We start from the raw sequence: 13,292 nt of genomic DNA, 5'->3' as shown, positions 1-13,292 counted from the left end.
CGGCCCGGAAGGAGCGCGATGCGATGAGGGTTTCCCGGACGGTGGTCACGGGTTTCGCGGCGGCTGGACTGACCGCGGCGCTGGCCGTGTCGGTGGCGGGTTGCGGCGGCAAACAATCGACGTCACCGTCGACGTCACAGTCGTCCAAGCCCGGATCGGCCACCTCGGCGACGAGTACGGCGCCGGCTTCCTCGGCACCGGCCCAGCAGAACGACTACACCCGGCTGCTGATCAAGGCCTCGGACATCGACGCACCGATTGAATTCATGGGTGGCCCCCCGACGAACAACCCGAACGGGCAGCCGGGCGCCGCCATCACGTTCAGCACCGACGACAACAGCCACCAGATCAAGGACACCGTTCAGGTCCTCGCCGACCCCGCCGCGGCCACGAACGCGCTGAACGCCGCCAAGGCCAACCCGGGCAACGCGGTCACAAATCCGACCACGCGTCCGTTCAACGTCGGGACCGGCGGAACGACCGTGTCCGGAAAGTCGCCGGACGGCTCCAAGGGCGTCCAGATCTTGATGTTCACCGAGGGCAGGGCCTTCGTCACGCTAGAATTCGACGGTCCGACCGAGTCGCTGCCGCCGGAGGACTTCGTGACGGATGTGGGCCAGAAGCAACTCGACGCGGTCAAGAAGGGGCTGGGCGGCTAGCCGGCCAACCGACCTCATGTGACGCGCAATGCCACCCTCGCCCAGGCGTTGTTTCCATATCCGCGCGGATTCCATAGGGACGCGGCCGATTCCGGCTGGGTCGCCCCGGTGTCGTCCCAGGCGCGCGCGATGATGCGCAACTGCCCGGGCACCGCGTCGACGGTCAGGGACCAGGGCCGCCACGACCATTCGCTGGGCGCGCGGTGCAGGTCGGCCTGCCGCCAGCTGCGGCCGTCGTCGAGCGACAGGTCGACCCGCTCGACGCTGCGGCCGTCGCCGACGATCCCGTAGCCGCGGATCGTCAACGGGCCACGCGGCACCCGATCGCCGTCGGTGGGGTCGAGGATGTCGCAGTTGAGCGCCAGCGATGAGAGCGAGATGCCCTCACCTGCGGCGACCGCGTCGACATCGGCGTCCGCGGGCAGGATGCGGTAGTCGTGTGACTGGAAGTAGTTTTCCGACGGGCCCGGCTGCACCGTGATCGCGGTCACCCACTTGACGCTGCGCGCGCCGATGTATCCGGGCACCACCACCCGGACCGGACCGCCGTGGGCGCGCGGAAGGGGTTCGTCGTTCATCCGCCATGCGAGCAGAACTTCGGGCGACATCGCCTTTGGCAGCGGGATCGAGCTGCCGTAAGGCTGGGGCGGCCGGGCTTCTTCGGCGACATCGGTAGCTTCGAATGCGACGTGCAGCCCATCGGGATCCGCGCCGTCATGCGCTCCGGCGGCCGCGAGGACGTCGGCCAGCCGGACACCGCGCCACTGGGCGGTCGAGATCGCCCCGTGCGCCCACGGTTCCTTCCCCGGTATGGGCCGCACCCGCAGCAGCTCGGCGCGCCGATTGCCCGCGCACGCCAGCGTCGCCACCACGTCGTGGTGGTCGAACTCGGTGGTCAACCGCTCATACGTCAACGTGAGCGGCCGTGGCACCAGCCCGTCGACTCTCAGTTGCCACCGGTGCGGCGCGGTGTCGGGGATCCGGCCGTGATTGCGGGCATAGAACGCATCGATCGGGGTGATGTCGCTGGCGGCCAGCACCGCGGGCGGCGGCTCGGCGTTGTACGGCAGGTCCGCCCGCACGATCATGTCGTCGCGTTTATCCCACACTGCCGTCGCCGGGGTCATAGCACTCATTGTCGCCGCCGAGTGCCCGCGAAAGTGCAACTGGCGACATGTTTCCCGAGAGCGCGTGTCGGCAGTTGCACTCTCGCGGCTAGGGCTTGGCCACCCGCGCCGGGCCGGCGACCAACCGATCGACGATGTCGGCCAATCCCGCGAAACCGGGGGCGGCCGCCATGTCCGCCGCAACCCGGCGGCTGGCCTGGCGATAGCGCGGCTGATTCAGTACGGCGAGAATGTCGCGGCGCAGGGCGCGCGTTGTCGGTCGTTCACTCCTGATGCGCCGCCCCACGCCCGACCACGCGACGCGGGCCCCGACCTCGGGCTTGTCCTCCTTGCCGCCGGTGGCCACGATGGGCACCCCGTAGCGCAAGGCGTACTGCACGCCGCCGTAACCGCCGTTCGTCACGTAAACCGCGGTGCGGGGCAGCAATTCGTCATAGGGCAGGAACATCGCCGCGCGCGCGTTCGGGGGCAGCGGCGGCAGCGTATCCACGGGCCGCCCGCCGGTCGCGACGACCACCAGCACGTCCTCGCCGTTGAGCGCCCGCAGCGCCGGCGCGATCGCCTGCTCGTAGTCGGTGTTGGCGACCGTGCCCTGGGTGACGTGGACGACGGGCCGGGTTCCGTCGAGGTCACCCCACCACTCGGGGAGCGGCGCCTGCGAGCCGGTGGCCGACAGCGGCCCGGCGAAGTGCAGGTTGGGGGGCGCGTCGGAGCGGGGATATTCGAACGACGCAACGCTGAACTGCACGAGCGCGTCGGCGCGACGGCCCCAGTCGAGCATGGTGCCCGGCATGTCCGTGCCGTGTACCTCGCGGTGCAACTCGTCAATGAGTTGGTAGGCGGGCCCAAATATCCGCCGGTTCAGTGCGGCCAGGGCGGTGTTGCGCTGCCGGTTGAGCACGCGGGAAGGTGGAAATCCCATGCCGAACGGTGCGGTGTCGCGACTATCGATGGACAACGGGACCACCGAGCACATGACGACCGCGGGGCGTGTTGGGCGTGGGTGCGCGAGCAGGAATGCAGCGCCGAGGAACACGGGTTCGGCGAGCACGGCGTCGGCGGGCTGCGCCGCAAGCGCGGCCATGAGTGTCTCGTACTGCGCCCTGGCGGGCCGCGCGAAGACATTTTCGATGTCGAAGCGGATCGCCTTGACGCCCTTCAACTTTGCGCGTTCGGGAAAAGTCGCGAGGAGGTTTTGGTCGAAGTCCGCCTCGGCGACCAGCGGCAAAAATGTCGCGCCCGTGGCGGTGACCTTGTCCGCGAAGTGCGACCCGGTGATGAAACGCACGTCGTCGCCGCGCTTGACGAGGTTCTGCGCCACCGCGAGCAGCGGCGTGATGTGTCCGTGGGCGGGGATGCTCGCGATAACGATGGATGACATGGCGCGCCTCCCGCGTCCCCCATTTTATGCCGATGATGTAGTATTCATTGCTGTGGCACCCAAGTCAATAGCAAGCGACCCACGCCCCTATCGATCCACGCTGCGCCGGCAGCAGGCCGAGGCGACCCGCACGCGCGTGGTGGCGGCGGCGGCGGAGTTGTTCGCAGCGGACGGTTACGCGCGCACGACCCTTGCGAAAATCGCCGCCGCGGCCGGGGTGTCCGCCGAAACCGTCCAGGGGCAAGGACCCAAGGCCGCCCTGCTGATCGCCTGCCTCGAATACGCCGGGCTGGGCGTGAGCGGCGAAGCCGACATCCTCAACCTGGATATCGGGCGCGACCTGATCGCCATCGGTGACCCCGTTGCGGCACGTGACTTTCTCGTCGCCGCGGTGACGGACGTGCACGAACGGACGGCGCACCTGGCACCCGCGCTGTATGGCGGCGCCGCCTTCGATCCCGAATTGGATCGGTACCAAAGCGATTTCATCGCGGGGATCACCGCGCAGGCCCGGCGAGTCCTCGAGGTGTTCCGCGATCGCGGCTGGCTGCGCGACGACGTTGCGTTCGACGAACTCGTCGAGACCTGTGCGGTGCTGTGCAGCGTCGAAACCTACCTGCGGGTTGTCCACCGCGACGGGTGGAGCCCGCAGGCCTACCAAGGGTGGTGCCGGCGCATGCTGGCCGAGACCGTTTTCGCGTCGCCATAGCGCCATAGCCACACCGTGATCCGGCGCCTTGACGGCCGAGCGTCAATCGGCTGGGCGCGAACCGCAATGCACCGTCGCGAACCCGGTGCTCAGCGAGGTGTAGCGGGCGTCGACGAAGCCCGCGTCGACGATCATCTTGCTCAGCTCGTCGCGTGACAGCCAGGTGCGGATCGAATCGGCCGTGTAGTGGTGGGCGTCGCGGTGCCAGGCCACGGCCCAGCCCACCCTCGGCATCACGCCGAAGTAGAGCACGTCGTGCAGGGCCTTCAGCGTCTTCGAGGTCGGCGTGCTGAAGTCGAGCACCAGCAATCGGCCGCCCGGTTTCAGGACGCGGTGGAACTCGCGCAGCGCCTGGCCGCGGTCGGCGACGTTGCGCAGCCCGAAGCCGATCGTGACCACGTCGAACGACGCATCCGGGAACCGCAGGTCCATGGCGTCGCCCTCCTGGAAGTCGACGGCCCCGCGCCGCCGCTGCCGGGCGACGTCGAGCATCGGCACGCACGAGTCGACGCCCACGACCCGGCCGTCCGGCCCGACCGCGGCCTCCTCCAGGAACGCCAAATCGCCCGTACCGGTCGCGACGTCGAGCACCCGTTCGCCGGGCTGGAGCGCGAGCAACTCCATGGCCTGCCGCTTCCACAGGCGATGCAGCCCCAACGTCCACAGGTCGGTCATCACGTTGTAGCGCTGCGCCAGCGCCGAGAACAGGTCCTTGACGTAGCCGCTCTTGGCCTCGTCCGACTCGTTCCATCGCCGAGTGAGCATCGTGAGCCTCCGCACAACCCCCGGGATAGGGCGTCCGGAAATGTATCACGGCAATTTCACCCTGCGAACCGCGCCCAGTCGCCGGCGCGGTGCCTGCGCCCACGAACGCTGACCCGTTCTGCCACTTCACGATTCGCTCGCCGGGACGGGGCCCGGGGACAGCGGGACCGGTTTTGCGCCGAGAGCCCCGCCTGCCCACGGGTACTAAATAAATGGCTTGATTTAATCCGATGCGCGGTGTTCACTGGGGCGGTGACCGCCGAGCGCATGGCTCGCTCCGAGAGGTCGACGGGCACCCGGGAGGCGCTGCTGTCGGCCGCGGAGGTGCTGTTCGCCGAGCGCGGCATGTACGCCGTGTCCAACCGGCAGATCAGCGAGGCCGCGGGGCAGGGCAACAACGCCGCCGCCTGCTACCACTTCGGCACCAGGACCGACCTGCTGCGGGCGATCGAAAGCAAGCACCGGGAGCCGATCGAGCGGCTGCGCGCGCAGATGCTCGCCGACGTCGGCGACTCGACCGAGCTGCGGGACTGGGTGGGCACCCTGGTGCGCCCGCTCACCGATCACCTGGCCGCGCTGGGCACCCCCAGCTGGTATGCGCGGTTCGCCGCCCAGGCGATGGCCGACCCCACGTACCGCCACGTCGTCACCAAGGACGCGCTCACGTCGCCCAAGCTGGTCCAGACGATCGAGGGCATCAACCGCTGCCTTCCCGACCTGCCCAACCGGGTGCGGGTCGAGCGAATCGTGATGGTGCGCAACCTACTTATGCACACCTGCGCCGAGCACGAGGGCGCGCTGGCCGAGCACGGACCGCGGTCGCGTTCCAGCTGGCCCGTCGCCGCCGAAGGGCTGATCGACGCCATCGTCGGGCTGTGGCGTGCGCCGGTGCACGTGGGTGCGGCGGGCGACTGAGCATCCCGAGAAACACTGAGCATCCCGAGAAACACTGAGCATCCCGAGAAACACTGAGCATCCCGAGGAGGACGATGACCGACATCTCGACCACCACCGATGTGCCGGAATTCCCGATGACGCGGGCACCCGGTTGCCCCTTCGCGCCCCCTCCGGAGGCGTTGGCGCTCAACGAATCCAGGCAGCTCAGCAGGGTGCGGATCTGGGACGGCAGCACGCCGTGGTTGATCCACGGCTATGACGCGATCCGGGCGCTGTTCACCGACCCGCGGACCAGCGTCGACGACCGGCTCCCGGGATACCCGCACTGGAACGAGGGAATGCTGGCGACGGTCCACACCAGGCCGCGGTCGGTGTTCACCTCCGACGCCGAGGAGCACACCCGGTTCCGCCGGATGCTGTCGAAACCGTTCACCTTCAAGCGTGTCGAGGGGCTGCGCCCGGCGGTGCAGAAGATCGCCGACGAGCGCATCGACGCCCTGTTGGCCGGCCCCAACCCCGGCGACGCCGTCGGCACCGTGGCGCTGCCGGTCCCCTCGCTGGTGATCAGCGAGCTGTTGGGCGTGCCCTACGAGGACGCGGATTTCTTCCAGGAACAGGCGCAACGGGGCACGGGGCGGTACGCGACCGAAGAGGACACCGCTCAGGGCGCCGCCTCGCTGGCGAAGTACATCGCCAAGCTGATCCGCGCCAAGATGGTGAGCCCCTCCGAGGATTTGGTGTCCGACCTCGCCGAGCGGGTCAACTCGGAGGAGCTCAGCGTCCGGGAGGCCACACAGCTGGCGCTCGGCGTGCTGATCGCCGGTCACGAGACCACCGCCAACATGATCAGCCTGAGCATCGCCGCCCTGCTCGAGCACCCCGACCAGCGGGCGCTGCTGCGCGACTCCGACGATCCCAAGGTGATCGCCACCGCGGTCGAGGAGCTGATGCGGTATCTGAGCATCATCCAGACCGGTCAGCGGCGGATCGCGGTCGAGGACATCGAGGTCGGCGGCGAGACGATCCGCGCCGGCGAGGGCATCATCCTCGACGTCGCCCCGGCGAACTGGGATCCGCGCCAATTCCCCGACCCGGATCGGCTGGACCTGCTCCGTGACGACGGCGCGCACGTCGGGTTCGGCTACGGCCGCCACCAATGCGTCGGTCAGCAGCTGGCCCGCATGGAATTACAGATCGTTTTGCCCACCCTGCTGCGCCGCGTTCCGACGCTGCGGCTGGCGGTGCCGCTCGAGGAGCTGCCGTTCAAGCACGACACGCTCGCCTACGGCGTCTACGAGCTCCCCGTGACATGGTGAAGCCCGACCTGCGCCTGGAGGTGCCGGACCTTTCCGGCAGGTTCGCGGTCGTGACCGGGGCCAACAGCGGCCTGGGGCTCGGCCTGGCCAAGCGGCTGGCGGCCGCGGGCGCCGACGTCGTGATGGCGATTCGCTGCCGGACCAAGGGCGAAGCCGCCATCGCCGAGATCCGCCGCGAGGCGCCGTCGGCCAAGCTGGCCATCAGGCATCTGGACCTGTCGTCGCTGAAAAGCGTTGCGGCGCTGGGTGAGGAGCTGGCCGCGGATGGCCGCCCGATCGACATCCTGATCAACAACGCCGGCGTCATGACCCCGCCGCAGCGACAGGAAACGCGGGACGGCTTCGAATTGCAGTTCGGCACCAACCATCTGGGCCACTTCGCGTTGACCGGGCACCTGCTCCCCCTGCTGCGCGCCGCGGGGTCCGCGCGCGTGGTAACGGTCAGCAGCATCGCCGCCACCCAGCGCAACCTCGATCTCGGGGATGCCGACACTGTGGCCGGCGTGAACGCGCGGCGCGGCTACAAACCCATGCGCTCCTACGGGTTGGCCAAGCTGGCGCAACTGATGTTCGCGATCGAACTGGACCGGCGCAGCCGCCTCAGCGACTGGGGGCTGATGTCGAACGCCGCGCACCCCGGGCTGAGCAAGACCAACCTGCTCAGCGGCGCATCCTACGGCCGCGACCGGCCGACGCTGCAGGCGCGGCTCACCCGGCTGACCTGGCGGCTGCTGCCGTTCATGTGGCTCGACGCCGACGAGGGCATAAAGCCCACCCTGTACGCGGCGGTGTCGGGCGACGCCCATGGCGGCACCTACTACGGCCCCCGCGGGCTGTACGAAACCGCCGGGGGCGGCGTCACTTTCGCCGGGATGCCGCGGTTGGCGCGCAGCCAGGCCGACATGGCGCGGCTGTGGGAGCTGTCCGAACAACTCACCGGCGTCACGTATCCGCGATGATATGGGCGGTGATCGAAACGGAGGGCCGATGACGACGCCAAGCCGAACCGTGTACCCCGAGGGCGTGATCGGCGCGCCCAAGCACCGCCGAGGTCACGCCGCGCGGTCCGCCACCGGCCTGCCCGCCGGCACGGAGGTCTTCTCGGCCGACAACCACATCTCGGTCGCCGACGACATCTTCTACGAGCGGTTCCCGGACGACCTCAAGGACCAGGCGCCGCGCATCTGGTACGAGGACGGCGCCTACCTGCTGGGCCGCCCGGGACAGTCGATGGTGGTCGGGGATTTCAGCGCGGTGCTCATGCAATACGACGACCTGGCCGGCGCCGCCACGAACAACGTCGACGCCCGCATCCGCGAACTCGCCGAGGACGGGGTCGACAAGGAGCTGGTCTTCCCCAACGCGGTGCTCGCGCTGTTCCACTATCCCGACAAGGACCTGCGCGAACGGATTCTGCGCATCTACAACGAACACATCGCCTCCGTGCAGGAGCGCTCCAACGGCCACTGCTACGGCGTGGGCCTGATCAACTGGTGGGATCCGCGCGGAACCCGGCGCACGCTGGCGGAGCTCAAATCGCTGGGGCTCAAGACTTTTCTGATGCCGCTGAACCCGGGCAACGACGACAACGGTCGCGTCATCGACTTCTCCGGCGCGGCGATGAGCGCCGTGTGGGACGAGATCGAAGAAGCCGGGCTGCCCGTCACCCACCACATCGGCGAAAGCCAGCCCAAGTGCCCGAGCGAGGTCAACAGCGTCGCCGTCGCCATGATGGTCAACATCGACTCGTTCCGGGAAATGTTCTCCAAGTACGTCTTCGGCGGCATCCTCGACCGACATCCCGGCCTGCGCGTGGGCTGGTTCGAGGGCGGGATCGCCTGGGTCCCGCCCGCCCTGCAGGACGCCGAGCACGTGCTGGCCTCCTACCGGCACATGCTCAGACGCCACCCCGAGCACGACATCCGCCACTACTGGGACATCCACATGAGCGCGTCGTTCATGGTCGACGGCCTGGGGCTCAACCAGATCGGGGAGATCGGCGTCGACAAGGTGATGTGGTCATCCGACTACCCGCACAACGAGAGCACGTTCGGCTACTCGGAGCGGTCGCTGGCCGCGGTGGTCGACGCGCTGGGCCCCGAGGACGCCGTCCGCGTGGTCAGCGGCAACATCAGGAAGTTCCTGGGTCTTCCGGGATGACCCATTCGCTGACGGCCCGCGGCTCGCTGGTGGACATCCCCGCCGAGCCGGACTTTGCGCGCATGCGTGCCGAGACGGGGGCGCGGCTGCGCGCGGCGATGGCCGAGCACGGCGTCGACGCGCTCGTCCTGCTGATGAACGGCTACGTCGGGTATGCGACCGGCGCCAGCTGGCCGTTGCTGGACGCGGGCCTCTCGCACGTGGAGCGCCCGGTGGCCGTCGTCCTGGCCGGCGACGCGCACCCGCATCTGTTCATGCCGCATCGCGCCGGCTCGTTTCTGGAGCCACCCGATCCCCCGGTGCCCGCCGACCACCTGCACGACCCCGTTTACCTCGAATTCGACCAGGGCGTCAGGGATTTCGCCCGAAGGCTGGCCGGGCTGGTCCCGCGGGGCGCGGCCGTCGCCGTCGACGAGCTCACCGGCGCGATGCGGCGGGCGGCCGACACGCTGTTCCCGTCGGGCCCGCCGTCGGACGCGGCGATCGTGGTCGGCGCCGCCCAGCTGGTCAAGACGCGGGACGAGCTTTCCTGCCTGCGCCGGGCCACCCGCATCACCGAGCGCGCCGTGGCCGACGTGCAGGCCGCGCTGGCGCCTGGGGTGCGGCAGATCGACCTGTCGGCCCAGCTGGTCCGGCGCGCGTTCGAACTGGGCGCCACCACCAACATGCTCGAGGCCATCTGGCAGGTGATGCCCCAATCGCGGGCGACCGGCGTGTGGACGACCCACGGCGATCTCGCGCTGCCGCTGCTGCCCACCGCCCGCGAATTGGCCGCCGGCGACGTGCTGTGGACCGACATCAGCATCAGCTACGCCGGATACTGCTCGGACTTCGGGCGAACCTGGCTGGTCGGCGACAAACCGTCCCGGCGGCAGCAGGACCAATTCCGGCAGTGGCGAGCCATCCTCGACGAAGTGCTCGCCGTGACCAAGGCCGGCGTCACGTCCGGGGACCTCGCGCGGGCGGCCATCGCCGCCAACGGCGGCCGCAAGCCGTGGCTGCCGCACTTCTATCTGGGCCACGGCATCGGCACCTACCCGGCCGAAGCCCCAATGATCGGAACGGATCTCGGCGAGGAGTTCGACGACAACTTCGTGTTTCCGCCCGGGATGGTGCTGGTGCTCGAACCGGTCGTGTGGGAGGACGGCACCGGCGGCTACCGCAGTGAGGAGATCGTGGTGATCACCGAGGACGGCTACGTGCCGATCACCGACTACCCGTATGCGCCCTATGGCGACTGAAATCGCGCCCGACCCCCTCCGATTGCGGGCGGGGCGTCGGGAACGGGCGCTGGCGCAGATGCGCGCCCACGACCTCGACATCCTGGTGCTGGGGCGCCAGGCCAACGTCCGTTACGTCACCGGCGCCCCGCAACTCTGGATCGCCGGGACGCGGCCCTTCGGCCCGGTCTGCGTCGTCGTGCGCGACACCGGGGACATCTACCTCAACAGCACCGACGACGAGGGGGTCCCGGACGAGATCGGGCGCGATCGCCTCTACGGGTTGGCCTGGAACCCGATGACCCTCATCGACGTGCTGAAGAACATCGACGGCGCCGCGACCGCGCGGCGGGTCGGAACCGACGCCATCACACCGACTTTCGCGGCGCTGCTGCCCGAGGCCTTCCCCAACGCCGATCTCGTCGACGGCGAGCCCGCCATGGCCGCCGCACGCCGCGTCAAGACGCCCGACGAAATCGCGGCGATGGGCCCGGCGCTGCGCGTCGCGGAACGCGGGTTGGCCTCCGCCGTCGCCGAATTGCGGCCGGGGGTGGCCGAGCGGACGCTGGCCGGGGCCGCGCTGCAGGCCATGGCGGCCGGCGGGGTGAGCACGCCGGCCAGCCAGGACGTCGCGTGGGTGACGTCGCGGGAGCACCCGTGGCGGCGCGTCAACCGTCCCGTGGAGCCCGGCGACCTCGTCGCGTTGGCCGCCGGCGCGCTGGCGGACGGGTATGTCGGCGAGGTGGGCCGGACGTGGGTGGCCGGCGACGGCGGGGGCGCCCGCGGGCTGTACGCCCGGTCGGATGCGCTGCACGACAAGCTGCTTGGCGCGTGTCGCCCCGGTGCGCCCGTGCGCGGGCTCCTCGACGCCTACGAGGCGGCCGGCGAGCCGCTGCCGCCGATGCCCGTCGCGCACGGCCTGGGGCTGGGTTTCGACCCGCCCGTCGTGTCAGGGGAGCTCGCGGGCGCCGACGAACGTTTGGAGACGGGGATGGTGCTCGCGATTTCCGGCCACGTGTGGCAAGAGGGCGTCGGGATGGTGTTCCGACGCGACACGGTTCATATCACCGACGACGGCGCCGAGGTGCTGACGAGCAGCCCGTCGTGGCAGGCCTGAACCGGCGGGCGTTGCGTGCGCGATTGAGCCGACGTTAACATCGCGGATAGGCGATGAAGCTCGCCGTAACCGCCGCACCTGGCTGATGGCTTCTACCCGTGCTTGCGCTAAGGGTGTGAGGCAGGTGATCGGCGATGACCGCTTATCTCTTATCTCACGCGAATCCCTGCGTGTTGCGGCAAGTAGCGGTATCTCCCTTCGATCGCTCACCCGTGGAAAGGAAATCTCATGTCATTCGTGACCGCACAGCCGGAAGTCCCGACGGCGGCTGCCGCCGTGCATGCGGAGATCTGCCAGGCGATTAGCGCCCAGGCGGAGGCGGCGCATGACCGTTCGTCAGCACGTTGGGTGCGAGTGCGACGTCGTATGCGGCCACGGAGACGGCCAACGTTGTGGCGGCTGTCGGCGAGTTGAGAGGTGTGGCAATGGATTTCGTGACGTTGCCGCCGGAGATCAACTCCGGGCGGATGTATGCCGGCTCGGGCGCGGGGCCGATGCTGGCGGCCGCCGCGGCCTGGGATGGACTCGCCGCCCAACTGCATTCCACGGCGGGCTCTTACCGGTCGGTGGTGTCGGGGCTTAGCAGTGGGCCGTGGCTGGGGCCCGCGTCGGCGGCGATGGCGGCGGCGGCCGGGCCCTACGAGGCGTGGATCACCGCGACCGCTGAGCAGGCTGAGCAGGCCGCCACACAAGCCGGCGCCGCAGCGGCGGCCTATGAGGCGGCGTTTGCCATGACGGTGCCGCCACCGGTGATCGCCGCCAACCGCAGCCTGTTGGTAGCGCTGGTCTCGACAAACATTTTCGGACAGAACACCCCCGCGATCGCGGCCACCGAGGCCCAGTATGCCGAGATGTGGGCCCAGGACGCCGCCGCGATGTACGGCTACGCCGGCTCGTCGGCGGCGGCGGCCAAGTTGACGCCATTCACCTTGCCGCCACCCACCACCAGCGCGGCGGGGATGGAGGGCCAGGCGGCCGCGCAGGCGATCATGTCGAGCGGCCTGCAGCTCATGTCGATGCTGCCGCAGGCGCTGCAAGGCATCGCAAAATCGGCCGCGACGACATCGACGGTCGCCGCTCTGCTCGGGCCGGGAACGTCCGCGCTGTCCAGCCTGGGAACCGCCCTGACTGCGCTGGCGATCCCGGTGGCGGGCATCGACACGGTCGCGGCCGGGATCGCCGCCCCGGCATCCGTTTTCAGCGGGTCCGCGTCGTCGGTGTCGGCGACGACGACGGTGCGCGCCCTGCGGATCAACGCCGACCGCGATTTCGCCAGGGGTGAGGGGCCGTTCATCGGAGACGGGCCGGGAGCCGCCATGCTGCCGCAGTGGATTGCGGGCGGCGCCGGCGGCGTCGGCGAGCCGTCCACCGCGTCGGCGCAATTGGTGGCCGCGGATACGGGCCGGGGAGCCTCGGTCGGTGGGTTGTCGGTGCCGTCGGGCTGGGTGTCGGCCGCCCCGGAAGTCCGCCCCGTTGCATACGCGCTGCCGATAATGGGCGCCGAGGCCGCCCCCGAAATCGGTAGTGCCGCCAATCTGTTCAGCGGCATGGGGCTGGCCGGTCTCGCCGGGGGCGCCGTCGGTAGCGCCGCCTCCCCCCGTCGCGGCGGCGAACGCGTCAGGGTAGCCAACCGAGAGAACCAAAAGCAGCCGCGGGATGGTCAGCGGCCGCAGGATGGACCGGTGGCAGAAATCGCCGCCGAGTTGGGAGAACTCGCGGTGCGGGCGCAGTCGCTCCTCGCGAAACTCCAGGAGTACGACCCGACGGAAGGTCAAGTGCGCGAACAACACTTTCTCAGTTACTGAGCGGCCTAGCCGGCTAGGGGTCGTCTTCGTTGTCGTTGTCGTTGTCGTCTTCGTCGTCTTCGTCGTGGTTGGTGGTGAAGCGTTCGGGGTGGTGGTAGGGGTTGGTGCGGGGTTGGCCGTGGTCTAGATGTGGTGG

At 69.6% G+C, this 13,292-nt stretch carries 12 protein-coding genes and 1 riboswitch; of the genes, 9 read left to right on the top strand and 3 right to left on the bottom strand.

All coding sequences use genetic code 11. The annotated features are described in order from the left end of the window. The first annotated feature begins 23 nt into the window (after positions 1-23). Positions 24-659 (top strand): hypothetical protein, encoded by a 636-nt coding sequence (locus BST11_RS16360; protein WP_083139017.1) that lies wholly within the window; start codon positions 24-26, stop codon positions 657-659. A gap of 14 nt (positions 660-673) precedes the next feature. Here the strand turns inward: BST11_RS16360 and BST11_RS16355 are convergent, their stop codons facing one another. Both BST11_RS16355 and BST11_RS16350 read right to left on the bottom strand, forming a co-directional pair. Then, positions 674-1,786 carry a sulfite oxidase gene (locus BST11_RS16355; RefSeq protein ID WP_083138981.1) on the bottom strand — a complete coding sequence of 371 codons (1,113 nt, stop codon included), beginning with the start codon at positions 1,784-1,786 and terminating at the stop codon, positions 674-676. 88 nt (positions 1,787-1,874) lie between these two features. Next, positions 1,875-3,167, bottom strand: coding sequence for a glycosyltransferase (locus BST11_RS16350; RefSeq protein WP_083138980.1), 1,293 nt, complete (start codon positions 3,165-3,167; stop codon positions 1,875-1,877). A 52-nt stretch (positions 3,168-3,219) separates the two neighbouring features. Here BST11_RS16350 and BST11_RS28585 point away from each other — a divergent pair, with 52 nt between their 5' ends. Beyond that, positions 3,220-3,876 (top strand): TetR/AcrR family transcriptional regulator, encoded by a 657-nt coding sequence (locus BST11_RS28585; RefSeq protein ID WP_158086797.1) that lies wholly within the window; start codon positions 3,220-3,222, stop codon positions 3,874-3,876. Positions 3,877-3,918: 42 nt separating this feature from the next. On the opposite strand, the gene BST11_RS16340 is transcribed toward BST11_RS28585, so the two are convergent. Then, positions 3,919-4,641: a class I SAM-dependent methyltransferase gene (locus BST11_RS16340; RefSeq protein ID WP_142276390.1), complete on the bottom strand. Its 723-nt coding sequence runs from the start codon at positions 4,639-4,641 to the stop codon at positions 3,919-3,921. 237 nt (positions 4,642-4,878) lie between these two features. Between BST11_RS16340 and BST11_RS16335 the strand changes: the two genes are divergently transcribed. The 7 genes from BST11_RS16335 (at position 4,879) to BST11_RS16305 (ending at position 13,156) form a co-directional block, all read left to right on the top strand. Further along, positions 4,879-5,556: a TetR/AcrR family transcriptional regulator gene (locus tag BST11_RS16335; RefSeq protein ID WP_083138978.1), complete on the top strand. Its 678-nt coding sequence runs from the start codon at positions 4,879-4,881 to the stop codon at positions 5,554-5,556. 74 nt (positions 5,557-5,630) lie between these two features. Then, on the top strand, positions 5,631-6,854 hold the full coding sequence (locus tag BST11_RS16330) for a cytochrome P450 (protein WP_083138977.1): 1,224 nt from the start codon (positions 5,631-5,633) through the stop codon (positions 6,852-6,854). Next, on the top strand, positions 6,848-7,813 hold the full coding sequence (locus BST11_RS16325; protein WP_083138976.1) for an SDR family oxidoreductase: 966 nt from the start codon (positions 6,848-6,850) through the stop codon (positions 7,811-7,813). The genes BST11_RS16330 and BST11_RS16325 overlap by 7 nt, the downstream gene beginning before the upstream one ends. 28 nt (positions 7,814-7,841) lie before the next feature. Next, positions 7,842-9,014, top strand: a complete 1,173-nt coding sequence (locus BST11_RS16320) for an amidohydrolase family protein (protein ID WP_083138975.1) — start codon at positions 7,842-7,844, stop codon at positions 9,012-9,014. Next, positions 9,011-10,255, top strand: coding sequence for a M24 family metallopeptidase (locus tag BST11_RS16315; protein WP_083138974.1), 1,245 nt, complete (start codon positions 9,011-9,013; stop codon positions 10,253-10,255). Before BST11_RS16320 ends, BST11_RS16315 begins: the two co-directional genes overlap by 4 nt. Then, positions 10,245-11,351, top strand: a complete 1,107-nt coding sequence (locus tag BST11_RS16310) for a M24 family metallopeptidase (protein ID WP_083138973.1) — start codon at positions 10,245-10,247, stop codon at positions 11,349-11,351. Before BST11_RS16315 ends, BST11_RS16310 begins: the two co-directional genes overlap by 11 nt. Positions 11,352-11,391: 40 nt before the next feature. Next, positions 11,392-11,453: riboswitch (Fluoride riboswitch) on the top strand. Positions 11,454-11,776: 323 nt separating this feature from the next. Next, on the top strand, positions 11,777-13,156 hold the full coding sequence (locus BST11_RS16305; protein ID WP_083138972.1) for a PPE family protein: 1,380 nt from the start codon (positions 11,777-11,779) through the stop codon (positions 13,154-13,156). Positions 13,157-13,292 lie beyond the last annotated feature (136 nt).

Origin of the sequence: Mycobacterium alsense (assembly GCF_002086635.1) — a bacterium.
In the GTDB taxonomy this organism is placed as follows: domain Bacteria; phylum Actinomycetota; class Actinomycetes; order Mycobacteriales; family Mycobacteriaceae; genus Mycobacterium; species Mycobacterium alsense.
Note: the sequence above shows the minus strand (reverse complement) of the source record. Positions and strands in the feature narration are given on the sequence as shown.

What these genes read in the sequence shown, in the direction of transcription:
- BST11_RS16360 (WP_083139017.1), top strand. Translation starts at nt 24, where the DNA reads ATGAGGGTTTCCCGGACGGTGGTCACGGGTTTCGCGGCGGCTGGACTG.
- BST11_RS16355 (WP_083138981.1), bottom strand. Translation starts at nt 1,786, where the DNA reads ATGACCCCGGCGACGGCAGTGTGGGATAAACGCGACGACATGATCGTG.
- BST11_RS16350 (WP_083138980.1), bottom strand. Translation starts at nt 3,167, where the DNA reads ATGTCATCCATCGTTATCGCGAGCATCCCCGCCCACGGACACATCACG.
- BST11_RS16340 (WP_142276390.1), bottom strand. Translation starts at nt 4,641, where the DNA reads ATGCTCACTCGGCGATGGAACGAGTCGGACGAGGCCAAGAGCGGCTAC.
- BST11_RS16330 (WP_083138977.1), top strand. Translation starts at nt 5,631, where the DNA reads ATGACCGACATCTCGACCACCACCGATGTGCCGGAATTCCCGATGACG.
- BST11_RS16325 (WP_083138976.1), top strand. Translation starts at nt 6,848, where the DNA reads ATGGTGAAGCCCGACCTGCGCCTGGAGGTGCCGGACCTTTCCGGCAGG.
- BST11_RS16320 (WP_083138975.1), top strand. Translation starts at nt 7,842, where the DNA reads ATGACGACGCCAAGCCGAACCGTGTACCCCGAGGGCGTGATCGGCGCG.
- BST11_RS16315 (WP_083138974.1), top strand. Translation starts at nt 9,011, where the DNA reads ATGACCCATTCGCTGACGGCCCGCGGCTCGCTGGTGGACATCCCCGCC.
- BST11_RS16310 (WP_083138973.1), top strand. Translation starts at nt 10,245, where the DNA reads ATGGCGACTGAAATCGCGCCCGACCCCCTCCGATTGCGGGCGGGGCGT.
- BST11_RS16305 (WP_083138972.1), top strand. Translation starts at nt 11,777, where the DNA reads ATGGATTTCGTGACGTTGCCGCCGGAGATCAACTCCGGGCGGATGTAT.